The organism is Bacillus safensis (assembly GCF_039619585.1).
GTDB lineage: Bacteria > Bacillota > Bacilli > Bacillales > Bacillaceae > Bacillus > Bacillus safensis.
The window spans coordinates 2,201,121-2,224,122 of sequence record NZ_CP154909.1 but is presented as its reverse complement, the minus strand read 5'-3'; the positions used below and the strand labels follow the sequence as shown (position 1 = coordinate 2,224,122).

Below are 23,002 nucleotides of genomic sequence, written 5' to 3'. Positions count from 1 at the left end.
TGACGTTTTGGGTTTTATAGGTATTTCCTTATACTGTATATAATCGTTCTTTTTAAAGAACAAAAGTTCAAGGAGTTGAAGGAATGAATGAAACAGTCGCTCTTTGTACTCTTTTGTGCCATTTGTTTGATTTTGACGTCTTCCATCATGACACCAACGAATGCTTCTTTTAACGATGTCGAGCACAAAAACTTTGTCATGAAAACATGTGAAAATTTTGAACAGACAGATCAGCATTGTCAGCCTAAAAAATGGGATGAAAGTCAATTGGAGCTTATCGATCAAACGATGATCGAAGGAACAGTCTGCGCACCTCAAAAACTGAGCATGACACTAAAAAATAGTGGACAGCCTATTGCGCACTCTGAATGGAAGTGGGAATTACATAAAATAGGAAATGATCAAAAGCCATTACAAGATGGTCATATTCTTGAAAAGGGGTCCATAAAGTCCCTGTTGTCGCAAGAAACAGCGACTGTCACGACAGAAAAAGCAAAAACAAATGGAAGCTATGCATTTAAAATCTATTATCCTAAAGGGTTTGGCGCATCTGATCAGGCGTACTTTTGGTCGAAACCGATGGTGCTCTCAAAGTGTCAAGAAAAGGCGTCCTGAATGGAGCTGTCTTTTAAAGGGAAAAAATGATAGGCGAAGGGGAGAAGGGGTTATGAAAAAATGGATGAAGATGTCTGGGAGTATTCTTTATGTGATGGTGTTCACGGTGATGATAGCCTCTATTATTGTCGTGTTGTCATCAAGAACAACAGGAGGAGAACCTCAGATCTTCGGTTATCAATTGAAGCAAGTATTATCAGGTTCGATGGAACCAGAATTTTCAGCTGGGTCACTGATTGTCGTAAAACAGGTCGCCTCACCTGAGACGCTCAAAAAAGGAGATATTATTACGTTTCAAACAAAGCAGGATCAGTCCTTTGTGACCCACCGAATTGTTGGGGTGAAGGGAAAGGGTGCATATAAAGCGTTTGAGACGAAGGGTGACAACAATATGTATCAGGACGGCACGCTGGTAAAAGCGGATCAGGTAACTGCGCAGTATATGGGAGTGAACATTCCTTATGCGGGTAAGCTTCTTTCGTATGCAGGGACATCTGCTGGAACTGCTTTACTCCTTATCATACCAGGTGTCATGCTGCTCGTTTATTCAACCATTCATTTTGTGGGCGCAGCGAAACATCGTAGACACACGGCTGATGTACATATGAAAGAGGAACAAGCTTAAATCGTTTGTAACCTAATCAGGTTTCAATAAAACAATAAATTAGGGGGTTTATTATTCATGGCAATGAAGAAATCAATTCGTTTAGGTGTATTATCAGGGGCTTTAGGTCTTGCATTAATTGGCGGGGGAACATGGGCGGCGTTTAATGATATTGAAAAGGCAAACGCGGTCTACTCAACAGGAGAGCTGGATTTATCTGCTAAAGAGAACTCCGGCGCCATCAACCTTGCGAACTTAAAACCTGGTGATCGGATCAAGAAAGAATTTCATTTTGATAATAAGGGATCATTAGCGATAAACCAAGTGCTGATGAGTCTTGATTATAGCCAGTTTACAGATGGATCTTCCGCGAAGAATGGCGGTAAAAATACAGCTGAAGAATTTCTCAGCCAGTTTCAGGTGAGTGTTCTTACGGTTGGAGCCGAAGGTGGAAATGGTTATCCGAAAAATATTATTTTAGACCATGCAAACCTGCTTGACTTGCATCAATTAACGTCAAAACAGGATCAGACCGCATTTGAAAAGCTTCGTCATGCCGTCGATGAGAAGTTTTTACATGAAAGTGGGAAAATTAATGTAGCAACTGTTGATGGAACAGTGGCTCCAGAGTATGACGGCATTCCAAAGAATCCGTTTGATTACGATAAAGTGGAAATGATCATTGAATTTATCAATGACCAGACGAAGGATAAAGCTGGTCACTATATCCAAAATAAATACCAAGGCGATGCGATTCAAATTGATCTTTCCTTCGAAGCGACTCAGTGGAATGGTTTAACGATCAATCCAAAAAAGCATACGGATGAAAAAGGCTACGTGAAAGAAAACGAAAAAGCACACAGCGAAGATAAAAAATAAAGCCAGTCTTTAGGCTGATATCAAGGTCTGCATAGCAATTGGAGGAGTATGCGCTAAAACGTGCGCTTTACTCCTCTTCTTGCTTTTTTCTCCAGATTTGATAATCTAAAAATTCACGAAATTGCTTTTTCGAAACCCCTGATGTCATTGCATCTCGAACTAGTTTTTCCCATTCACTATCTAATTGACCATCGTATTCGGTTTCATCTTTTTCGTTTAAAAGTGTATGAACCGAGACGTCCAGAACAGCGGAGACTTTTTCAAGAAATTGAATGGAGGGGTTTGTTTGCAAGTTTCTTTCTATTGAGCTTAAATAAGACTTCGCTACCCCAGCCTTTTCGGCCAGTTCTGATAGTGAGTAGCCTTTTTCATTGCGGTATTGTTTAATACGCTGGCCAATCAATGTCATCACCTTCCTTTCGATATTATAGCACATTCAGAAAGGTTTGATAGAATGACTTCTTACCAGAGGGGGAGACTCAGAGGACTTTTCATTTGATTTGAGGAAATGACGGACTTCTTCAACTGTTAGTCCTGCCTTGCGAGCTTCGCGTAATAATTGAATCCATTCACTGTCTAATTTGTTCGTTTTCTTTTCCATACAAATACCCTCCTAAAATACTGAATCATGTATTTCAGGCACTTAACGCATGAAATGGAAAGACATAGGTGGTAAGACCTCATAGTTTGCTTGCGTCATGTTTCCGCCCAATACAAACAGACAAACTTTGCTTTAGACTGATCGAAAATTGTATGTCACATAAAAGGGGAGGGGGACCATGAGTCAACCTCCTCTTTTTTGCTGTAAGTAAAAAAGTCCGCCATTTTCAATCGTAAGACTGATTTTTGGTTCATATAAAGTTTTAAGTGCTTGTCTTTCTATTTCATATTCTACAGATGTGTCTGAAGTCCCTTCATAAAATTGGTTTAAAAGTTCGGAGTCTTCCTTCCATTTTTGAACGGCTCGAACTGCCCAGTCATCTGGCTCTTCATGGGCATAACGCTCCATGAGGCTGTAGAGCCGTTTGATTCCGCTTTCTGGCTTAATCATTGTACTCATCGTAAAGCAATAATCGGGAATTTGAGATGACAGCTCACGAGCTTCCAGCTTCTCTTGAAATTGTTCAATGACTTCTCCGCGAATGAGATGAAGGCCTAATGATAAAAGCTTATCCTTCTTCCGGTCTGCCAGATAAGAGATTTTTACATTGAGACCAAGCCATGGCTCAAGGGCGATCTGGTTGTTCGTGAGCGGGCTGACTCGTTCATAAAGCCGGATAAAACGGCCCTGCTCTTTGACCGCCTCAAATATTTGAAATAACCGTGGGGAGCCGAAATGGATAAATTCACCACTGGTCGTATCACCCGCTTTTTTTTGATCTGTGATGAATGTCAACTGCCGCGGTTCAGGTACACCGCCAGTTTTTTCAAGCCAGTGCCAATAAAAAGGACGGTTCATAATTAATTTATCCATTTCGATTGTCAGCTGTACGGTCATATGTCCTGCACTTTCTTCTAATATGCTGCATTGATTCGCCTTGAAAAAACGGAGAAGAAAGGTGTGAATGTCATGCTGCTCCATTGATCAACTCTCCTTTATGAGCCCTGCTGTCTTTTTTCTAAAAGTGGTGTTTGTGCTTCAGTTAAATAAGAAGCAAACTGGGTTAATTTCTTTTTCATGTCTCCGCCTGATTCATGCTGGAAGAGGATTTGATGCAACTTTGTTTCGACATCTTCAATATCAATTCTCGTTAAAATATCATCTAAATCGCCTATGACGTTTTCAAACAGCTGAATTTTCTCATATAAAAGCTTTAAAATATGCTCTTCAACTGTTCCGTTTGTTGACATATTGTAAATGTGCACATCCCGCTCTTGGCCAAGGCGGTGGATACGTCCAATTCTCTGTTCTAAACGCATCGGGTTCCACGGGAGGTCGTAGTTGATGATTTGGTTACAAAACTGAAGGTTGATCCCTTCGCCGCCAGCTTCTGTCGCAATTAACACCTGCGCCCTTTCTCTGAATAAATCTTTCATCCAATCTTTTTTGCCCCGCTTAAAGCCGCCCCGAAATGGCACAGAGCTGATGCCATTTTGCTGTAGAAACCATTGTAAATAAATTTGTGTGGCGCGGTATTCGGTGAAAATAATGACCTTCTCATTTAACTGCTGAATGAGTTTGACCACTTCAAGCGCCTTTGAGTTTTGCTCCACTTGATTAATTTTCTCCATGATTTGCGTTATAGCAGAAGATCCGAGAATATGCTTTTCTTCTTCCTGCATTTTTTTAATCGTCATATAAACTGCTTCACGGCTTGAACAGCATTCTCGTTCCAAGGTCATAATGGAAAACATATGCTTTGTATAAGACGGATTCTCTTTCAGCTTGCAGATTTCATCATACAATGCTTGTTCTGTCGGAGAGAAATCAATGGAAATCGTTTTGACATGCCGTTTTGTCCACTCGATGCCTGTGTCTTGTCTTCGGTTTCGAATCATCACTTTATTGACGAGCTGTTTTAATCGGTCATGGTCTTCAAGCTGCAAGTCCTTTTTGGCAAAGAGATCTTTAAATTGATGTTCATTTCCTAGGTGGCCTGGCTTCAGAAGGGAAACAAGATTAAATATTTCTCCAATCCGGTTTTGAATAGGAGTGGCTGTCAGCAGCAGGCAGAACTTCTTATTCAGGTTTCTCACAAATTCATAGTTTTTCGTTTTATTGTTTTTCAGTTTGTGTGCTTCATCGATAATGACCATATCGTAGGCAATCGATAAAATCGTGTCTCGATGCGGCTGTCTTTTGGCTGTGTCAATAGAGGAAACGACAACGTCACACTGCTCCCACACATAGCTCTTTTTTTGTTCAACAGCATCAATATAAAATTTCGTCCGCAGCTCCTGTACCCACTGAGACACAAGGGAGGCGGGGACGAGAATGAGAATCTTTTTGGCAAGTCCACGAATCATGTATTCTTTGATAATGAGTCCTGCTTCTACGGTTTTTCCAAGTCCCACTTCATCTGCTAGAATGGCTTTCCCATTCATTTCTTCTACGACTCTTCTGGCTACTTCGAGCTGGTGCTTTAAAGGTGTGAATGCAGGCAGGTGCGCGGGAGCTTGCAGTCCCTCGAATGAATCAATGGCTGTGACTTTTTGAACCTGCGTCGCTAAACGATACATATCCCAGTTCGCCCAGGGGCCGTCTGCTGAAAGCCGCTGCTGAAATTCATTTGCCCATTCCTGATCAAAAATCGTTTGAATATTCAATGTGGTCGCCTGCCTTTCTTTCTAGTAGGATCTGATGAAATTGTTCTGTTTTTAAACGCTTCATTTTTTTGGAGGTCTCTAAAAGACTAGATATATGAATAAAAGCGAACGATATCGAAGGGTTATTTTAAAAATGTTAATGATTTTTCTGTTGCTCTTCATCCATTTCTAATGGTAGGATGTTGATAAGTGATCTAGAAAATAAGTCACCCATTTTGATAGTATGTCCAATAAATGTGAAAAATATGAGCGGATGATGGTATGGGGAGAGACTTGGCGGTTATTTTGCACTGGCAGGCGCCGAAGGAGCAAGCTGAATGATTCAGTGAATCTCTCAGGCAAAAGTACTCTTACCGGACGCAACTCTGGAGAGTGTTTGCTTAAGGGTTTTAGCAAACCACCAAAGGGGAAAACGCACAATGATATTGTGCTGTAAACTTTCAGGTGCAAGGACAGAGACTTCTTTTTGATAAAAGGGAGCGCTCTGTCCTTTTTTGCTGTGATTTTTTTCTGAAAATTCAGCTTGCATTTGCACTGTGAGAAAAAAGGGGGAAACGATTGATGTTGAAACGAACACCGCTTTTTCATGCGTATGAAACGTTTGGCGCAAAAACCATTGACTTCGGGGGCTGGGAATTACCTGTCCAATTTTCTTCCATTAAAGAAGAACATGAAGCTGTTCGAACAAAAGCAGGGCTTTTTGATGTGTCTCACATGGGTGAGGTGGACGTCAAAGGTCAAGATGCCCTTCCATTTTTACAAAGGTTATTAACCAATGATGTGTCTAAGCTGACAGACGGTAAAGCACTATATACAGCCATGTGTTATGAAGATGGCGGAACGGTAGATGACCTGCTCGTCTACCAAAAAGAAAAGAATCACTATTTGCTTGTCATCAATGCATCAAATATCGATAAAGACGTGGATTGGCTTTTGAAGCACCAAGAGAAGGATGATGTATTGATCAAAAATATGTCTGATCAAACCGCCTTGCTAGCGCTTCAAGGACCTTTTGCAGCTGACATCATCAAAGAGGTGGCGGGTGAAGAGGTGACATCGCTTAAGCCATTTACATTTTTATCAAAAGCTGAGGTCGCAAATAAAGAAGTGCTCGTTTCCAGAACAGGCTACACAGGGGAAGATGGCTTTGAAATCTACTGCCAGTCAGAAGATGCGGTCCACCTTTGGTCAGCTTTATTAGAAGCGGGGCAGCCGAAAGGACTCATTCCATGCGGACTCGGTGCACGTGACACCTTAAGATTTGAAGCAAGACTTCCGCTTTATGGCCAGGAGCTGACAAAGGATATCTCTCCATTAGAAGGCGGAATTGGTTTTGCTGTCAAAACGGATAAAGAAGCTGATTTTATCGGAAAAGCAGCACTTAAAAAACAAAAAGAAGAGGGACTGAAGCGAAAGCTTGTCGGCATTGAAATGATTGATAAAGGGATTCCGCGTACAGATTATCCAGTCTTTTCAGGAGAAAAGCAGGTTGGGATTGTCACAACGGGCACTCAATCCCCAACATTAAAGAAAAATGTCGGGCTTGCTTTGATCGAAACCTCAGAGGCGGAGCTTGGATCAGAGGTGGAAGTACAAGTTCGCAAAAAACGTCTAAAAGCCAAAATCGTCGCAACACCATTTTATAAAAGAGCCAAATAACGAGGGGGAATAGAGGATGAAGCACAGGTATTTGCCGCAAACAGAGCAAGATCAAAAAGAAATGCTGGATGTCATCGGCGTTCAGTCGATTGATGAGCTTTTTTCAGATATCCCAGAGAAAGTTAGATTCAAAGGAGCATACAACATCAAAGAAGCCGCATCTGAAACAGCGCTTGTCAGGGAATTATCCCGACTAGCTGCAAAGAATAAGGATACAGTTTCCTATGCATCGTTTCTTGGTGCAGGTGTATATGATCATTACCAGCCTGTCATTGTCGATCATGTGATCTCACGCTCTGAATTTTATACAGCGTATACACCTTATCAGCCGGAGATTTCGCAAGGTGAATTGCAAGCGATCTTTGAATTTCAAACAATGATTGCTGAGCTGACTGGTATGGATCTTGCCAACTCCTCGATGTATGATGGCGGGACGGCACTGGCTGAAGCGGCAATGCTCGCTGCGGGACACACAAAGAAGAAAAAAGTGGTTGTTTCTGAAACGGTTCACCCTGAATCAAGAGCGGTGCTGAAAACATACGCCAAAGGACAAAACATTGAAGTTGTTGAAGTGCCTGCGAAAAAAGGGCAGACAGATCTAGCTGCATTGGAAAAAGCGGTCTGCGATGATACAGCAGCAGTTCTCGTGCAATATCCAAACTTTTTTGGTGTAGTCGAGCCGTTAAAAGACATTGAACCCATTGCACATAAAGGAAAAAGCCTATTCATTGTCTCTAGCAATCCCCTCGCACTCGGACTATTGACGCCGCCTGGAAAACTCGGGGCAGATATTGTCGTTGGTGATGCGCAGCCGTTCGGCATCCCGGCTGCATTTGGCGGACCTCACTGCGGATATTTTGCTGTGACGAAAAAGTTGATGAGAAAAGTGCCAGGTCGTTTAGTCGGGCAGACAGAAGATGAAAATGGTGTTCGTGGATTTGTTCTGACCCTTCAAGCGCGTGAGCAGCACATTCGAAGAGATAAAGCGACGTCAAATATTTGCTCAAACCAAGCATTAAATGCATTAGCTGCTTCTGTTGCCATGACGGCACTAGGGAAAACAGGCATAAAAGATATCGCCTATCAAAACGTGCAAAAAGCCCATTATGCCAAGACGCAGGCAGAAAAATATGGACTGCAGGCGGATGTAGAAGGGGCTCATTTTAATGAATTTGTGATCAAGTTACAGGAGCCTGTGAAAGAAGCCAATAAACGATTGCTTGAAAAAGGAATCATCGGCGGCTACGACTTGGGGCTAGACTACCCAGAGCTTCAGCAGCACATGCTTGTAGCCGTGACAGAGCTAAGAACAAAAGAAGAAATTGATACGTTTATCAAGGAATTGGGGGATCGCCATGAATAAACAAGATCAGCTGCTTATTTTTGAATTATCTAGAGAAGGAAGAATAGGGTACAGCCTGCCTGATTTAGATGTACCTGAACAGGAGATCCCGTCTTTATTTGATGAGACGTACATCCGTGATGAGGATGCTGAGCTTCCTGAAGTATCTGAGCTTGATATTATGCGTCATTATACAGCATTATCAAGACGCAATCATGGGGTCGATTCCGGATTTTATCCTCTTGGCTCATGCACGATGAAATATAATCCAAAGATTAATGAAAAGGTTGCACGGCTTGCAGGGTTCTCACAGGTTCATCCGCTACAAGAGGCAGACACTGTGCAAGGTGCATTAGAATTACTATACGATCTAGGTGAACATCTTGAAGAAATTACGGGAATGGACGCTGTGACATTACAGCCTGCGGCAGGAGCACATGGCGAGTGGACGGGACTCATGATGATCCGTGCGTATCATGAAGCAAGGGGAGATCATCAGCGTACAAAAGTCATTGTGCCTGATTCTGCTCATGGAACGAACCCGGCATCTGCGACAGTCGCTGGATTTGAAACCATTACCGTCGCATCTGACGAAAACGGGCTTGTTGATTTAGAAGATTTACGCCGCGTTGTTAATGAAGAAACAGCTGCTTTAATGCTTACAAACCCGAATACACTAGGCCTCTTTGAAGAGAATATTTTAGAAATGGCTGAAATCGTTCACGGAGCGGGCGGTAAGCTTTATTATGACGGAGCCAACTTGAACGCTGTTTTAAGCAGAGCAAGACCAGGAGATATGGGATTTGATGTTGTCCACTTAAATCTTCATAAAACCTTTACAGGCCCGCACGGAGGCGGAGGTCCTGGCTCAGGTCCTGTTGGCGTCAATAAGGATTTGATTCCGTATTTGCCAAAGCCGGTGCTTGTGAAGAAGGAAGGCCGTTTTTACTTTGATCATGACCGTCCAGAATCAATTGGGCGCGTGAAGCCATTCTATGGCAACTTTGGCATTAACGTCAGAGCTTATGCGTACATCCGCTCTATGGGGCCAGACGGTTTAAAGGCTGTAACCGATAATGCCGTGTTAAATGCGAACTATATGATGCGCCGCTTAAGTGCTCATTATGATTTGCCGTTTGATCGTCACTGTAAGCATGAATTTGTTCTTTCAGGTAAACGTCAGAAAAAATTAGGTGTGCGGACACTGGATATTGCCAAACGATTACTTGATTTCGGCTATCATCCGCCAACGATTTATTTCCCGCTCAATGTAGAGGAATGTATCATGATTGAACCGACTGAAACAGAATCAAAAGAAACACTTGATGCATTCATCGAAGCAATGATTCAGATAGCGAAAGAAGCAGAAGAGAATCCTGAAGTGGTGCAGGAAGCGCCGCATACAACGGTTGTCAAACGTATGGATGAAACAAAGGCCGCACGGAATCCAGTTCTCGTTTTTGAAAGAAAATAAAGAAAAAAAGACTCAGGGGGAATCATGCTCCCAGAGTCTTTTTAGTTAGTTCTTCGTTTTAATGCGGCCGCCCCATTTTTTAAAGCCGCCTTTTAAATTATAAATCTCACGGCAGCCATTTTTACGTAAAGTTTGGGCTGCTTTTCCGCTTCTAAAATTATTTTGACAATAGAGATAAACAGGCTTGTCAGGACGTATTTCGTTTTTACGCTGCTTTAGCTGGGAAAGGGGGATATTTCTTGCCCCTAAAATATGTCCGCCTTCAAACTCATTTGGCTCTCTCACATCAATGAGCTGGGCTTTGCGGTAACCTTTAATAAATTCTTCTTCCGTCAGCGTTTTCATAATGCGCTGCTGATAAATGTAGCTGCCGATGGAATAAAGAACGAAAAGTCCACAAAGTGAGAGGACGATATAGTTGAATATTGACAATACAACTCGACTCCTTCTTGAGCATCAGCACAGTAGCCTGTCTGATGGTACGTTTTAGACAAATACTATTATAGTAAAGCATAAGAAACTTGTCATCATAAATGGTAAGAATTATTTTCAATTCCGTCCCTATTTGATAGACTGATGAAGAGAGAAAACCGGTGGTCACCACCATCATCTATCATTGACTACGTAAAAGAGAAGGGATTTTATATGCAAAAAGAGAAATGGTGTTTCATTGATTCAGGAAACCAAGACCCTGCCTTTAACATGGCAATGGACGAAGCCTTGCTTTATTGGCATAGCGAGAAGCTCATCCCGCCTGTTATCCGCTTTTATGGATGGGATCCGGCGACATTATCTGTTGGGTATTTTCAGAACGTTGAAAAAGAAATCAACCTAGAAGCCGTCAAGCGATATGGTCTTGGATTTGTCCGCAGACCAACCGGAGGACGGGGAGTACTTCATGACCAGGAGCTGACCTACAGCGTGATTGTGTCAGAGGAACATCCAGAAATGCCAGCGACGGTGACAGAGGCGTACCGCGTTATTTCAGAAGGCATTTTAGAGGGCTTTAAAGAGCTGGGACTCGATGCGTATTTTGCCATTCCTCGTACAGATAAAGAAAAGGAAAGCTTAAAGAACCCAAGATCATCTGTATGCTTTGATGCCCCTTCTTGGTACGAGCTTGTTGTAGAAGGCAGAAAGGTAGCGGGCAGTGCTCAGACGAGACAAAAAGGTGTCATTCTCCAGCATGGATCTATTTTAATTGACCTTGATGAGGACAAATTGTTCGATTTGTTCCTTTATCCAAACGACCGGGTGAGAGAGCGGATGCAGCGAAGCTTTAAAAACAAAGCGGTTGCCATCAATGAAATCTCAGACCGAACATGTACAATAGACGATGCGCGTGCTGCGTTTAAAAGAGGGTTTGAAAAAGGATTAAATATTGAGCTTGAACCTTATGAGCTGACAGATGAAGAATTAGCGTTTGTCCATCATCTCGCCAAAACGAAATATGCCTCAGATGATTGGAATTACAAGCGTTAAGCCGAAGGACACTCCTTGTTTTTTAATGAACGATGGTGTAGAATTGGATTGATTATTAAGTAAAGGTGCATTATGGAGGGGTTTTATGACTACACCTAGTATGGAAGATTACATTGAACAAATTTATATGCTGATAGAAGAAAAAGGATATGCCAGAGTCTCTGATATTGCAGAAGCACTCGCTGTCCATCCCTCCTCTGTAACAAAAATGGTTCAGAAGCTAGATAAAGATGAATACCTCATTTATGAGAAGTATCGTGGTCTAATTTTAACCCCGAAAGGCAAAAAAATTGGAAAACGTCTCGTATACAGACATGAACTGCTAGAGCAATTTTTAAGAATCATTGGTGTAGATGAAGAGAAAATTTATGATGATGTAGAAGGCATTGAACATCATCTCAGCTGGAACAGCATTGACCGCATCGGCGATCTCGTTCAATTTTTTGAAGAAAACGATGAGCGATCTGTTCAGCTGAAAGCGATTCAAAAGAAAAACGAACAAACAAATCAAGAATCTTAATCAAAAAGGACACCCTCAGCATGGGTGTCCTTTTTGATTAAAGTTCTAATTGAAAGCAAAAGCTCCTACACTATTATTAGCGTGAAATCAAAGGGGGCTCCTTGATGAAGATAGATGGTGTGTTCTCAGGTGGAGGCATTAAGGGGGCAGCGCTTGCAGGTGCCTATGAAGCGCTTGAAGCGAGAGGATTTCAATTTGTCCGTCTTGCTGGTACAAGTGCTGGAGCAATCATTGCTTCACTCATCGCAGCAGGTTTTACAAGCCAGGAAATTCGTACGCTTTTAGATGAAATGGATGAGCATCAATTGCTTGATAGGAGATGTCAATTCATCCCGTTTAAAATGCTCAGGTGGGTATCCATTTACTGGCGTCTCGGTCTTTATAAAGGAGACCGGCTGGAAAAATGGCTGACCGATGTGCTAAAACGAAAAGGGGTCACCGTGTTTGGAGACCTCAAAAAAGATTCACTGAAAATCGTTGCGTCCGATTTAACGAATGGAAAAATCCTCGTGCTGCCAGACGACCTTCCTTCATATGGCTTAAATCCAGAGCGGTTTTCCGTGGCGAGGGCTATTCGAATGAGCTGCAGCCTGCCGTATTTTTTCGAACCTGTCAAACTGAAGTCTTCAAAAGGCATTTGTACCATTGTAGATGGAGGAGTGCTGAGCAATTTTCCAATTTGGCTGTTTGCTGAAGAGAAAAAAAGACCGTTCGTCGGTGTCACATTAACGCCAAACGAAAAAGAACGCCCTCAACACTCCATCCGCAATGCGTTTGAACTGTTTGGCGCTCTTTTTGAAACGATGCGTGGTGCTCATGACGAAAGACATATCGCCACAAAACACGAACGTCATATTATTTTTATTCCTGTAGAACACGTCATTGCCACTGATTTTCAACTCATGACAGAAAAGAAAAAGGCGCTCGTCGATCTAGGCAGACAGAAGGCCGAGCAATTTTTAAAAAGCTGGACATTTTAAAATAAGGCGCGATTCTTCTTTTTGTTTTTCTTGCCTTCAATCACAGTCAAATGTGTTTGGCTTTTCTTTTTGAGAAGGACGGGCTTAGACTTGTGGTCAGTCGGCACGCTTCGCAGATGAGTGACCCGATTTTTCATCTGGCTTTTCGTTTTTGGTTTAGGCTGCTGGTAGCGACGTTTTGATTGTTTGACTGCTTTACGATAAAGATTTCCCTCTGTTCCAGTTCTTCGATTCATCAGCCATCTAAATAGGAAAAATAGAGCCGCTCCAACGATCACAACAGACAGCAGCATGGTAAAAAGTCTGCCTGGGTTCGTTGTGAGTAAGTACACAAACCCCAAAACACCTAAAGCGAAAATAATGGTAAAAGCAGGATGTACTCGGCGATTCATAACTGTCCACCTCCGAAGGAATTTACCGGATTTATAAGTTAGATCACTTGATGAGCAGAATCTGACGCTTGTTTCAGTGACGCTTCCTCTAAACGAAGAAGTTCATTAAAACTTGCAATGGCTACCTCGACTTGATCGTCAGAAGGTTCTTTTGTTGTGAGCAATTGCAGCCAAAGGCCAGGATAGCCAAGCACTTTAAGCACAGGCACTTCTCGGAGTTTGTTCGTGAGCTGAAGCACTTCAAATGAAATGCCCAAAACAACCGGAATAAGTGCCAAGCGGTTCAGAACTCTCACCCATAAAGGATCTGTCGGTACGAGTAAATAGACGAACATCCCGACAATGACAGTGAATAAAATAAAGCTGCTGCCGCATCGATAATGCAGGCGGGACTGCTTTTGGACATTTTCCACTGTGATGTCAAGGTTCTGTTCATAGCAGTTTATGACTTTATGTTCTGCCCCATGATATTGAAATACTCTTTTAATTAAAGGGGTCATGGAAATAAAGTAAATATAGCCTAATAAAAGGACCAATTTGAAGAATGTTTCCACTGCGATTTGTGCGAAATTCCCTGAAAAGATAGGGCGCACAAGCTCTGCTAAAAAGACAGGTACCAGGGTAAAGACAAATTTACTAAAGAGTAGAGAGAGAACTCCGATCACAGCAATGCCGAAGATCATGGATAATTTCGAGCCTTTTTGTTCTTTTTCAAGAGTATGATCTTCAGAAGGATCTAAGTCATATCGCTCACTGGAGAAGTTTAAGTGCTTACTGCCGTTTGCGCTTGCTTCAACAAGTGCAGCAACACCCCTGACAAAGGGGATTTTCTTGAGAAAGGCGGTTCGTTTATTGGAGGTCCGGGGAAGCTTCAAAAACTCAATGGACTGGTCCTTTCGCCGAATCGCTGTCACATAGTTCTTCTTACCACCGAACATGACACCTTCGACAACTGCCTGCCCTCCATAAGCTGGAGGTTTTGTTTGATTGGACATATTTCATCAACCTGCCTGTTTCCTGTAATTTACATGCATTTCCTTATACCTTTATTGTACAGGAAATGAGGGGAAATCACTAGCTCACAGGTCGATTATCTACTAGAATTCTATCTACCTCTTTTTAGCCAGTATACCCTGTTTTAAAAATTTTACACTCACGCATGGAAATCCTTTTTTTTCATGACATTTTGGACATACTACTTGCTGGAGGTGTTCACAAATGAAACGTGATGAAAAGAAAAACCAAGAAGAAAAAAATCAGTCCGTGCAAACGACTTCACTTGTGGCAAGAGCGGCTGCTACAGGCTTTGTCGGCGGTGTTTTTTGGGGCTTTATCGGGTTTCTGACCCATGTGTTTCATTTTTCAGAGGTGAGTCCCAATATGCTGCTTCAGCCATTTGTGCTTGGAGAATGGAAAAAGGGAGGACTTGGTACTTTTATCAGTATTGTGCTGTTAGGAATTTTATCGATTGGAGCCGCCTTTATTTATTTTGGGCTTTTAAAAAGGATCAAAGGCTTTTGGATGGGTTTAGTATATGGCGGGCTTTTATGGCTGCTCGTTTTTTACGTATTTAATCCCATTTTCCCAGATGTAAAGCAAGTACAAGAGTTGCAGCAAAGCACCATTGTCACGACATTTTGCCTATATATTTTATACGGCATGTTTGTCGGGTACAGCATTTCGTTTGAATATAATGAATTGACGAGTCAGAAGCTTGCGAGGGCCCTCGGGAAAAAGACAGAATAAAGTGTAAATCACCTATTCATATGATAAAATATTTTTGGAAACGAAAGGTTTCTAAGGAAAAAGAAACAGATCTCGATATAGATTGAATTAGGGTGAAGGAGTGGTCATATGCCTCATTTTCTTGTACTAAATGGACCCAATTTAAATAGGCTTGGCAAAAGAGAGCCTGCTGTTTATGGAAGTAAGACGCTGACAGATTTAGAGACGGATTTGTTCCAGTTCGCAGAACGAGCAAACATCCAATTAACGTTCTTTCAATCAAATCACGAAGGGGATTTGATTGATGCGCTCCATGAAGCAGAAGATCAGTACGATGGTGTCGTGTTTAACCCGGGTGCATTTACCCACTACAGCTATGCGCTGAGAGATGCCATTGCAAGTATTTCTTTATCAGTCATTGAAGTACATATCTCAAATGTTCATAAGAGAGAGGAATTCCGTCATCATTCTGTACTTGCTCCAGTATGCCAAGGGCAAATCGTTGGGCTTGGCTTAGAAGGGTATAAATTGGCGATTCGTTATTTAGTCAGTGAAGGGGGAGCAGTATCATGAAACTTGAAAAACTAAGAACACTTTTAAGTGAATTAGAGATCGATGGCCTTGTCATTACAAGCAGTTTTAATTTACAGTATATGACCAGTTTTACCGGATCAGCCGGTCTTGCTGTCGTTTCAAAGGACCGGGCAGCTTTTATCACGGACTTCCGCTATACAGAGCAAGCGAAGGACCAAGTCAAAGGCTATGACATCATTGAACATAAAGGAAACATTGTGGAAACGGCTGCTCAAACGGCAAAGGAATTTGGAGTGAAACGCCTTGGGTTCGAACAAAACCATATGACATTTGCCACGTACCAGCAGTACGCAGCCAAAGCAGGCGGTATAGAGCTTGTTCCAGTCTCTGAATCAGTTGAAAAGTTGCGCTTGATTAAGTCTAGTGAAGAGATTAAGATATTAGAGGAAGCTGCGAAGATTGCAGATCACGCCTTTGATCATATTCTCACTTACATCAAGCCGGGCCTGACGGAAATTGCTGTCATGAACGAGCTTGAATTTTTCATGAGAAAAGAAGGTGCTGAAGGATCTTCATTCGATATGATAGTGGCCTCAGGTGTTCGTTCAAGCCTGCCTCACGGAAGAGCGAGTGAAAAGGTGATTGAATCTGGTGATTTAGTGACACTCGATTTCGGTGCTTACTATAAAGGCTATTGTTCTGATATGACAAGAACGATTGCTGTCGGAACACCAAGCGACAAGCTAAAGGAAATTTATCATATCGTATTAGAAGCAGAAAACGCTGGTGTGGATAGAATCAAGCCAGGCTTAACAGGAAAAGAAGCTGATCGCATCACACGAGACATCATTGAAAAGTATGGCTATGGTCAATACTTCGGGCATTCAACCGGGCACGGGCTAGGTATGGAAGTACATGAAGCGCCAGGCCTTTCCTCACGATCAGAGGTCGTCTTAGAAGAGGGAATGGTCGTCACAGTTGAGCCGGGGATTTACTTGCCAGATGTCGGCGGCGTGAGAATTGAGGATGATATTGTCCTGACAGCTGACGGCAATAAACGATTGACCCACTCACCGAAAGAACTTATCATATTATGATGGTGAAATGTAGGAGGATGACAAAATGATTTCAGTAAACGATTTTCGTACTGGCCTGACAATTGAAGTGGACGGCGGTATTTGGAGAGTAGTGGATTTTCAGCACGTAAAACCAGGGAAAGGCGCAGCGTTTGTTCGTTCGAAACTGCGTAACCTGCGTACAGGTGCCATTCAAGAAAAAACATTCCGCGCAGGCGAAAAAGTAGCGAAAGCACAAATCGAAACAAAAACAATGCAATACTTGTATGCAAATGGCGATCAGCACGTCTTCATGGATACAAGTTCTTATGAACAGCTTGAACTAAGTGAAGCACAAATTAAAGATGAGCTGAAATATTTGCTTGAAAATATGTCTGTTCAAATCGTGATGTACGGTGATGAAACACTTGGAGTAGAACTTCCAAACACAGTAGAACTAGAAGTAGTAGAAACAGAGCCTGGTATTAAAGGTGACACAACATCAGGCGGCTCAAAACCTGCAAAAACTGAAACTGGTTTAATCGTCAACGTTCCTTTCTTTGTGAACCAAGGAGATAAACTAGTGATTAATACATCTGACGGCTCATACGTTTCAAGAGCGTAATGAACGAAAAAAGACTGTAAACCTCGTGTTTACAGTCTTTTTTTATTGGAAAAATGACTCCTCAAGACAGGCCTTCTCTCAATTCTCTCATTCATCTCTCTTCCTTCCTGAAAAACAAGACTACTTCCAGCTGGTCAAGCATATAGTGTAAAAAAAGCTGGAGGTTCTATATGAAACAATTTCTCCCAGGTCTACACCCGTCAGTCGCTGCAATGGCAGGCATGAGATTCTTATCCGCCGCCATTGAACTGACGGCAGCCATCCTTATTTTAATCACAAATGATGTACGGAAAGCGGTAGTCATCAATAGTATATTGGCAATCATCGGGCCGCTCATTTTTATTATCACGATGACGATTGGAATCTATCAAATTGCCGGGCAGCTATCCTATGCAAAGCTCGTGTTCATTTTCATTGGTGTCGTGTTTATTCTTGTTGGGATCTATAAGTGAAACGGCTTGGCATAATTAACGGCTCACATCATACATTTTAGAGAAGAAAAAAAGGAGGGGAATTCGTTGCGGAGTTTGTTGGATATTCTCCCGCACTCGATTGGACAAGAACTCAGGCTGCTGAAAGAGGCAGAATGGGCGCAAATAGAAGAAATCCGCATTCGCACGGATCGTCCTATCGAATTGATGCAGGGAGGAAAACCACGTTTCCTTTCTTATCACACCACCTGGGAAGATGCGTCTCAGCTATTAGGCAGGCTGAGCAATTACAGCATGTACACACTTGAGGAAGAGCTAAAACAGGGCTATATCACCATATCTGGCGGACACCGGGTGGGACTTGCAGGAAAGGTGATCGTTGAAAACGGATTCGTCAAAGGGTTAAGAGATATCTCTTCATTTAATATCCGCATTGCCAAAGAAAAAATCGGAATTGCGCTTCCTTTTCTTCCTTATTTATATGAAGAGCACTGGCACAATACACTCATCATCGGTCCCCCGCAAACGGGGAAAACCACACTGCTCCGGGATATAGCACGTCTTGCTAGTACCGGCACAAAGACAATCCCTCCTAGAAAAACAGGCATTATTGATGAGCGTTCTGAAATCGCTGGATGTATCAGAGGGGTGCCGCAGCACCATTTTGGCCACCGGATTGATGTACTCGATGCGTGTCCAAAGGCTGAAGGGTTGATGATGATGATTCGGTCTATGAGCCCAGAGGTCATGATTGTCGATGAAATCGGAAAAAGTGAGGATGTAGAGGCACTTTTAGAAGCGATTCATGCCGGAGTCAGCATCATCGTCTCAGCTCATGGCTATTCACTTGAAGATGTATATAAACGACCTTCATTTAAACCGTTATGGGAGCTTCGTGTGTTTGAACGATATGTTGAATTAAATCGAAACAATGGGCCTGGCACGATCGGGCGGATGTACGGCGGGGACGGCCAAGAGATGAAATGGAGGCGGGGAGTGGACGTATGTTAAAGCTCATTGGCGCTATTTTCATTGTCGCGGCCACGACATGGGGAGGATTCGAGTTTGCCAAACGATATAGCGACAGACCTAAACAAATTCGGCAGCTGCGGTTTGCTCTCCAGTCTCTTGAAGCTGAAATTATGTATGGTCAAACCCCTTTAGCACGGGCGGCAGAGCAAATTGCAGCGCAGGTAGGTCCACCTGTGAATCAGCTGTTTGAACAATTTGCAGAAAAGCTGAAAGTGGGGACCTTTTCTGCACGTCATGCGTGGAACGAAAGTCTTGAGGATGTTTGGAAAAAAACCGTATTGAAAAAAGGCGAATATGAGGCGCTGAAACACTTTGGAGAAACACTTGGCCAGCATGATGTCACTTCTCAGCAAAAGTATATCAAGCTTGCTTTAGGTCATTTGGAATCAGAGGAGAAAGAAGCTGAAATCGCCCAAGCGAAAAATGAAAAAATGGTCAGAAGCCTCGGATTTTTAAGCGGATTACTACTGATTCTTTTATTGATGTGAGAGGAAGGGAGTCGAGAGCATGGGCGTTGATGTAAACGTCATTTTTCAAATTGCCGGAGTAGGCATCGTCGTGGCCTTTCTCCATACGATTTTAGACCAAATGGGGAAGAAAGAGTACGCTCAATGGGTGACGCTGCTTGGGTTTATCTACATTTTGTTTATGGTGGCAACCATTGTAGACGATTTGTTTAAAAAGATTAAAGCCGTATTTCTATTTCAAGGATAGGGGAGGGCTTACAAATCGAAATCATACAAATTGTTGGAATTGGTTTAATCGCTACTTTTTTAGCATTAATCGTCAAAGAACAAAAGCCAACCTTCGCCTTTATGCTTGTTGTGTTTACCGGATGTGTCATTTTTCTTTATTTAATTGATCAAATCTATGCCATTATCTCGATGATTGAAAAAATTGCAGCAAGTGCCGGCGTCAATATGAAGTATGTTGAAACCATATTGAAGATTATTGGCATTGCCTATATTGCGGAATTTGGCGCTCAGCTGACAAAGGATGCTGGACAAGGCGCCATTGCATCCAAAATAGAGCTAGGCGGCAAGATCCTCATCTTGGTGATGGCAGTCCCGATTTTAACTGTCATCATTGAGACGATCTTAGGAATGATCCCGTCCATGACGTAAATGAAAAGAGGTGATGACAATGAAGCAGGTGACCGCTGTAATGGGATTGATGCTTTTCTTTTGGCTGATTGCTCCGCATGCAGGAGCAGAAGAAAAAGAACCTTTATCTAATGAACAGCCAGCAGCACAGGAAGTGGCGAATGGACAGGCTGATGCACTTGAGCTTCATTCCATCAGTGACTTTTGGGAAACCATTTTGGACGAGTATGGCGGCTTTTTGCCAGAAAGCCAAAAGGGCACAGTGAAGGAAATGATTGACGGCGATAAAGAGCTGTCTCCCCAAACATGGCTGAAAGCCTTTGTACATTATCTGTTTCACGAGGTCATTGCAAACGGAAAGCTCCTAGGTACTCTGATTTTACTCACCATCTTTTGTTCGCTTTTGCAGCTTTTACAAAATGCATTTGAACAAAGCACCGTCAGCAAAGTCGCATATGCTCTTGTTTATATGGTGCTGATTATTATTGCACTAAACAGCTTTCATGTGGCGATTTCTTATGCCACAGAAGCCATTCAAACGATGACCAGTTTTATTCTTGCTCTTATTCCTCTTTTACTAGCGCTTATTGCTTCATCAGGCGGGCTTGTCTCAGCCGGATTCTTTCATCCCGTTATTTTATTTTTAATGAACACGAGCGGTGTTTTCATTCAGTATGTCGTTCTCCCGCTCATCTTTTTATCTGCAATATTGAGCATTATCAGTACGCTGACCGAACAATACAAGGTCACCCAGCTTGCCCAGCTGTTAAGAAATGTGGCAATTGGCGGGCTTGCCGTTTTTTTAACCGTTTTTCTCGGCGTCATTTCCGTTCAGGGTGCATCTGCGGCCGTTACGGATGGAATCGCTCTTCGTACAGCCAAATTCATTACCGGAAACTTCATCCCTGTCCTAGGCAGAATGTTTACAGATGCGACCGATACCGTGATCAGCGCCTCTGTTTTACTCAAAAATACAGTCGGACTAGTTGGGGTTGCCATTTTGATTTCAATTGCCGCTTTCCCGGCGATTAAAGTACTTTCGTTAGCCCTTATCTATAAGCTTGCTGCTGCCATCCTTCAGCCGTTAGGAGGCGGACCCATCATCAGCTGTCTTGATGTCATTTCAAAAAGTGTGCTGTATATATTTGCCGCACTTGCTGTTGTGTCGCTCATGTTCTTTTTAAGCATTACCGTCATCATTACTGCGGGTAACCTGACCATGATGATGAAGTAAGGAGGGGACACCTTTTGAGTTTTCTCACGGAATGGATCACAAGTATTATTCTCTTTATCTTATTTGCGATTGTTATTGATCTTCTGCTTCCCAATTCGAGCATGCAAAAGTATGCAAAAATGGTCGTCAGCCTGCTGCTCATCGTGGTCATGCTCAATCCGATTTTTGCTTTATTTCGAGCAGATCCTGATCAAATTTTTTCAGAATTGATGAAAGGGAAGGAAGAAGCGCAGTCAGAAGAAATAAAAAATCAGATGAATTTAGAAAAAAAAGAAATACAAGCCTCTCAGCGTGCATATATTTTAAAGCAAATGGCTGTCCAACTAGAAAAAAGCGCAAAGGAGCCACTGGAGAAGGAGAGCTATGAAATGAAACACGTAGAAGTGCTGGCTGATGAGGAGCATCTGGATCAGAATATGGAGGCGGATCAATTTCGCATCAAAGCAGTTCTTTCCCCGCTCACAGGTGATGCTGTAGAAACGGTGGCAAAGGTGGACATTGATCTCTCCAAGCAAAAGGAGGAAAGCGCTGGATCTTCTAGCAAAGAGATCACGAGGGTGAAAGAGACACTTGCTGATGTTTGGAATACGAGTCCTGAGCACATCGCGCTAAACATTGAGGGAGGTGACGCAGCAGATCATGAATAACAAGGACTGGAAACAAAAGTTGAAATCATTCTTCCAGCCGCCTGAAAAAGGTGAAGGGAAACCCAAATTAACGAAGCACCATTACTTGCTGCTTGTATTCATTATCGGCGTATCTTTCATGTTAGTCAGTCAGATCTTGTCACCGCCATCAAGCAAACAACAAGCTGCGGTTCCTGCTTCTAAAAAAACATCCTTAGAAGAGCAGGAGGTATTCAAACCGGCGTCCTCAGGTAAACCAAAGAATTCAATTGAGGACGTGGAGCGAGAATACGAAAATCAGCTGAAAGAAATTTTAGAGACCATTATCGGCGTTGAGGATGTATCAATCGTGGTCAATGTAGATGCAACGTCTTTAAAAGTGTTTGAAAAAAACAAATCCAATAAAAGTACAACGACCGAGGAAACAGATAAAGAAGGCGGCGTGCGAAGTGTCACCGATCAAACAAAAGAAGAAGAAGTCGTCATCATTAAAAATGGCAATGAAGAAACACCAGTCGTTGTTCAAACGAAAAAACCAGAAATCCGAGGTGTCCTCGTTGTTGCTCAAGGAGTAGACAACGTTCAAATAAAGAAAACCATCATTGAAGCGGTTACACGAGTGCTTGATGTACCGAGCCATAGAGTGGCTGTTGCCCCTAAAAAAATCAAGGAGGATTCGGAATGATGTTAAAAAAACAAACGGTTTGGCTATTAACGATGCTAAGTTTAGTTGTCGTATTAAGTGTGTACTATATCATGTCTCCACAGGGTGAAAATGCAGTGACAGTAGAAGATACGAAATCAAAAGGCACTGAAGAGAAAAAGGTTGAAACAGAAAAAGGGACGGATAAAGGAACGGAAAAAGGTGCTGATAAGAAATCCACTGACAAAGAAACAAACGGCAAACAAGAGGATATCGAAACAAGCGGTGAAGAAGGAAAGGCTGTGTCAGAGCAAACAGACGATGAGCTTTTTACAACATACAGACTAGAGCTTGAAGATAAACGAAGCAAGCAGCGCGAAGAATACAACGAAATTGTCTCCAGTGACGATGCAACAGCCCAAGAAAAAAGTGAAGCATACGATCAAATGACAGCGCTCAGTGAAGCAGAAGGAACTGAGCGTCAGCTTGAGACCTTGATCAAAACAAAAGGCTATAAAGATGCGCTCGTAAGTGCTGAAGGAGATAAAGTGAGTATCACGGTTCGTTCTGATAAAAAATCAAAATCTCAAGCGGCCGATATTATTGATATGGTCACAAAAGAAATGAGAGGTCTTGATAACGTAGCTGTCACTTTCGAGCCCACTAATCAATAAAAAAGAACTGGCGCCCTTTGCGGAAAAGGGCGTTTTTTGATGCGGCTTGACGCCCTCTCCAAGGTGCTTACGCGAGGCGCTTCGCCACAATAGTAGTTGAATTCAT

At 42.6% G+C, this 23,002-nt stretch carries 29 protein-coding genes and 2 riboswitches; of the genes, 22 read left to right on the top strand and 7 right to left on the bottom strand.

From position 1 onward, the window contains the following. Positions 1–87 precede the first annotated feature (87 nt). Genes tapA through tasA form a run of 3 tightly spaced genes read left to right on the top strand, consistent with a single transcriptional unit; the run spans position 88 to position 2,098 of the window. Positions 88–615 carry an amyloid fiber anchoring/assembly protein TapA gene (gene tapA, locus AAYR28_RS11350; RefSeq protein ID WP_120208209.1) on the top strand — a complete coding sequence of 176 codons (528 nt, stop codon included), beginning with the start codon at positions 88–90 and terminating at the stop codon, positions 613–615. Between the two features lie 52 nt (positions 616–667). Further along, on the top strand, positions 668–1,240 hold the full coding sequence (gene sipW / locus AAYR28_RS11345) for a signal peptidase I SipW (protein ID WP_034280218.1): 573 nt from the start codon (positions 668–670) through the stop codon (positions 1,238–1,240). A gap of 57 nt (positions 1,241–1,297) precedes the next feature. Continuing rightward, positions 1,298–2,098 (top strand): biofilm matrix protein TasA, encoded by an 801-nt coding sequence (tasA, locus tag AAYR28_RS11340; RefSeq protein WP_034280222.1) that lies wholly within the window; start codon positions 1,298–1,300, stop codon positions 2,096–2,098. Positions 2,099–2,165: 67 nt separating this feature from the next. Here the strand turns inward: tasA and sinR are convergent, their stop codons facing one another. From sinR to AAYR28_RS11320, 4 genes are all read right to left on the bottom strand, one after another. After that, positions 2,166–2,501 (bottom strand): transcriptional regulator SinR, encoded by a 336-nt coding sequence (sinR, locus tag AAYR28_RS11335; RefSeq protein ID WP_024422969.1) that lies wholly within the window; start codon positions 2,499–2,501, stop codon positions 2,166–2,168. Positions 2,502–2,534: 33 nt separating this feature from the next. Next, the gene (locus AAYR28_RS11330) at positions 2,535–2,699 is read right to left on the bottom strand and encodes an anti-repressor SinI family protein (RefSeq protein ID WP_075623492.1); all 165 of its coding nucleotides are present in this window, start codon (positions 2,697–2,699) and stop codon (positions 2,535–2,537) included. Between the two features lie 183 nt (positions 2,700–2,882). Beyond that, a complete protein-coding gene (locus AAYR28_RS11325) occupies positions 2,883–3,680 on the bottom strand; it encodes a YqhG family protein (protein ID WP_034280228.1) in 798 nt (265 codons plus the stop codon). Between the two features lie 14 nt (positions 3,681–3,694). After that, positions 3,695–5,365 carry a DEAD/DEAH box helicase gene (locus tag AAYR28_RS11320; protein ID WP_034280230.1) on the bottom strand — a complete coding sequence of 557 codons (1,671 nt, stop codon included), beginning with the start codon at positions 5,363–5,365 and terminating at the stop codon, positions 3,695–3,697. A gap of 253 nt (positions 5,366–5,618) precedes the next feature. Then, a riboswitch (glycine riboswitch) is annotated at positions 5,619–5,725 on the top strand. 3 nt (positions 5,726–5,728) lie between these two features. Beyond that, a riboswitch (glycine riboswitch) is annotated at positions 5,729–5,823 on the top strand. 103 nt (positions 5,824–5,926) lie between these two features. On the opposite strand from AAYR28_RS11320, the gene gcvT reads away from it, so the two are divergent. The 3 genes from gcvT to gcvPB are packed head-to-tail and all read left to right on the top strand — an operon-like array spanning position 5,927 to position 9,840. Then, positions 5,927–7,024, top strand: coding sequence for a glycine cleavage system aminomethyltransferase GcvT (gcvT, locus tag AAYR28_RS11315; protein ID WP_120208207.1), 1,098 nt, complete (start codon positions 5,927–5,929; stop codon positions 7,022–7,024). A 16-nt stretch (positions 7,025–7,040) separates the two neighbouring features. After that, positions 7,041–8,387: an aminomethyl-transferring glycine dehydrogenase subunit GcvPA gene (gene gcvPA / locus AAYR28_RS11310; RefSeq protein ID WP_024427996.1), complete on the top strand. Its 1,347-nt coding sequence runs from the start codon at positions 7,041–7,043 to the stop codon at positions 8,385–8,387. Next, positions 8,380–9,840 (top strand): aminomethyl-transferring glycine dehydrogenase subunit GcvPB, encoded by a 1,461-nt coding sequence (gcvPB, locus tag AAYR28_RS11305; protein ID WP_345808827.1) that lies wholly within the window; start codon positions 8,380–8,382, stop codon positions 9,838–9,840. The genes gcvPA and gcvPB overlap by 8 nt, the downstream gene beginning before the upstream one ends. A gap of 45 nt (positions 9,841–9,885) precedes the next feature. Here gcvPB and AAYR28_RS11300 read toward each other — a convergent pair whose 3' ends face one another. Beyond that, on the bottom strand, positions 9,886–10,266 hold the full coding sequence (locus tag AAYR28_RS11300) for a rhodanese-like domain-containing protein (RefSeq protein WP_024422963.1): 381 nt from the start codon (positions 10,264–10,266) through the stop codon (positions 9,886–9,888). 219 nt (positions 10,267–10,485) lie between these two features. Between AAYR28_RS11300 and AAYR28_RS11295 the strand changes: the two genes are divergently transcribed. The 3 genes from AAYR28_RS11295 (at position 10,486) to AAYR28_RS11285 (ending at position 12,822) form a co-directional block, all read left to right on the top strand. Next, positions 10,486–11,322, top strand: a complete 837-nt coding sequence (locus AAYR28_RS11295; RefSeq protein WP_034280239.1) for a lipoate--protein ligase family protein — start codon at positions 10,486–10,488, stop codon at positions 11,320–11,322. A gap of 85 nt (positions 11,323–11,407) precedes the next feature. Further along, positions 11,408–11,842 carry a transcriptional regulator MntR gene (mntR, locus tag AAYR28_RS11290; RefSeq protein WP_003215946.1) on the top strand — a complete coding sequence of 145 codons (435 nt, stop codon included), beginning with the start codon at positions 11,408–11,410 and terminating at the stop codon, positions 11,840–11,842. Between the two features lie 104 nt (positions 11,843–11,946). Beyond that, complete coding sequence (locus AAYR28_RS11285; RefSeq protein ID WP_024422960.1) at positions 11,947–12,822, top strand: patatin-like phospholipase family protein; 876 nt, start codon at positions 11,947–11,949, stop codon at positions 12,820–12,822. Here AAYR28_RS11285 and AAYR28_RS11280 read toward each other — a convergent pair. Both AAYR28_RS11280 and AAYR28_RS11275 read right to left on the bottom strand, forming a co-directional pair. Next, a complete protein-coding gene (locus AAYR28_RS11280; RefSeq protein ID WP_034280242.1) occupies positions 12,819–13,214 on the bottom strand; it encodes an SA1362 family protein in 396 nt (131 codons plus the stop codon). The genes AAYR28_RS11285 and AAYR28_RS11280 overlap by 4 nt on opposite strands. A 38-nt stretch (positions 13,215–13,252) precedes the next feature. Further along, positions 13,253–14,209, bottom strand: coding sequence for a DUF1385 domain-containing protein (locus AAYR28_RS11275; RefSeq protein ID WP_039179902.1), 957 nt, complete (start codon positions 14,207–14,209; stop codon positions 13,253–13,255). A 223-nt stretch (positions 14,210–14,432) separates the two neighbouring features. Between AAYR28_RS11275 and AAYR28_RS11270 the strand changes: the two genes are divergently transcribed. From AAYR28_RS11270 to AAYR28_RS11210, 13 genes are all read left to right on the top strand, one after another. Next, a complete protein-coding gene (locus AAYR28_RS11270) occupies positions 14,433–14,960 on the top strand; it encodes a YqhR family membrane protein (protein WP_034280245.1) in 528 nt (175 codons plus the stop codon). A gap of 108 nt (positions 14,961–15,068) precedes the next feature. Beyond that, entirely contained in the window at positions 15,069–15,512 is a 444-nt protein-coding gene (gene aroQ, locus AAYR28_RS11265) for a type II 3-dehydroquinate dehydratase (RefSeq protein ID WP_034280247.1), read from the top strand. After that, positions 15,509–16,570 (top strand): M24 family metallopeptidase, encoded by a 1,062-nt coding sequence (locus AAYR28_RS11260; protein WP_041117955.1) that lies wholly within the window; start codon positions 15,509–15,511, stop codon positions 16,568–16,570. The genes aroQ and AAYR28_RS11260 overlap by 4 nt, the downstream gene beginning before the upstream one ends. A 25-nt stretch (positions 16,571–16,595) precedes the next feature. Beyond that, the gene (efp, locus tag AAYR28_RS11255; RefSeq protein WP_007501192.1) at positions 16,596–17,153 is read left to right on the top strand and encodes an elongation factor P; all 558 of its coding nucleotides are present in this window, start codon (positions 16,596–16,598) and stop codon (positions 17,151–17,153) included. Between the two features lie 170 nt (positions 17,154–17,323). Beyond that, positions 17,324–17,605, top strand: coding sequence for a YqhV family protein (locus AAYR28_RS11250; protein WP_024422953.1), 282 nt, complete (start codon positions 17,324–17,326; stop codon positions 17,603–17,605). Between the two features lie 66 nt (positions 17,606–17,671). Continuing rightward, complete coding sequence (gene spoIIIAA, locus AAYR28_RS11245) at positions 17,672–18,595, top strand: stage III sporulation protein AA (RefSeq protein WP_034280251.1); 924 nt, start codon at positions 17,672–17,674, stop codon at positions 18,593–18,595. Continuing rightward, positions 18,589–19,104 carry a stage III sporulation protein SpoIIIAB gene (spoIIIAB, locus tag AAYR28_RS11240; protein ID WP_024428003.1) on the top strand — a complete coding sequence of 172 codons (516 nt, stop codon included), beginning with the start codon at positions 18,589–18,591 and terminating at the stop codon, positions 19,102–19,104. The genes spoIIIAA and spoIIIAB overlap by 7 nt, the downstream gene beginning before the upstream one ends. Before the next feature lie 19 nt (positions 19,105–19,123). Then, positions 19,124–19,330, top strand: coding sequence for a stage III sporulation protein AC (gene spoIIIAC, locus AAYR28_RS11235; protein ID WP_003153142.1), 207 nt, complete (start codon positions 19,124–19,126; stop codon positions 19,328–19,330). Next, on the top strand, positions 19,327–19,740 hold the full coding sequence (gene spoIIIAD / locus AAYR28_RS11230) for a stage III sporulation protein AD (RefSeq protein WP_101676878.1): 414 nt from the start codon (positions 19,327–19,329) through the stop codon (positions 19,738–19,740). The genes spoIIIAC and spoIIIAD overlap by 4 nt, the downstream gene beginning before the upstream one ends. Before the next feature lie 19 nt (positions 19,741–19,759). After that, positions 19,760–20,953: a stage III sporulation protein AE gene (gene spoIIIAE, locus AAYR28_RS11225; RefSeq protein ID WP_061109344.1), complete on the top strand. Its 1,194-nt coding sequence runs from the start codon at positions 19,760–19,762 to the stop codon at positions 20,951–20,953. Between the two features lie 14 nt (positions 20,954–20,967). Then, the gene (gene spoIIIAF, locus AAYR28_RS11220) at positions 20,968–21,600 is read left to right on the top strand and encodes a stage III sporulation protein AF (protein WP_034280256.1); all 633 of its coding nucleotides are present in this window, start codon (positions 20,968–20,970) and stop codon (positions 21,598–21,600) included. Then, the gene (gene spoIIIAG, locus AAYR28_RS11215) at positions 21,593–22,264 is read left to right on the top strand and encodes a stage III sporulation protein AG (RefSeq protein ID WP_120208203.1); all 672 of its coding nucleotides are present in this window, start codon (positions 21,593–21,595) and stop codon (positions 22,262–22,264) included. Before spoIIIAF ends, spoIIIAG begins: the two co-directional genes overlap by 8 nt. After that, positions 22,264–22,896 (top strand): SpoIIIAH-like family protein, encoded by a 633-nt coding sequence (locus tag AAYR28_RS11210; protein ID WP_034280770.1) that lies wholly within the window; start codon positions 22,264–22,266, stop codon positions 22,894–22,896. The genes spoIIIAG and AAYR28_RS11210 overlap by 1 nt, the downstream gene beginning before the upstream one ends. Positions 22,897–23,002: the final 106 nt, after the last annotated feature.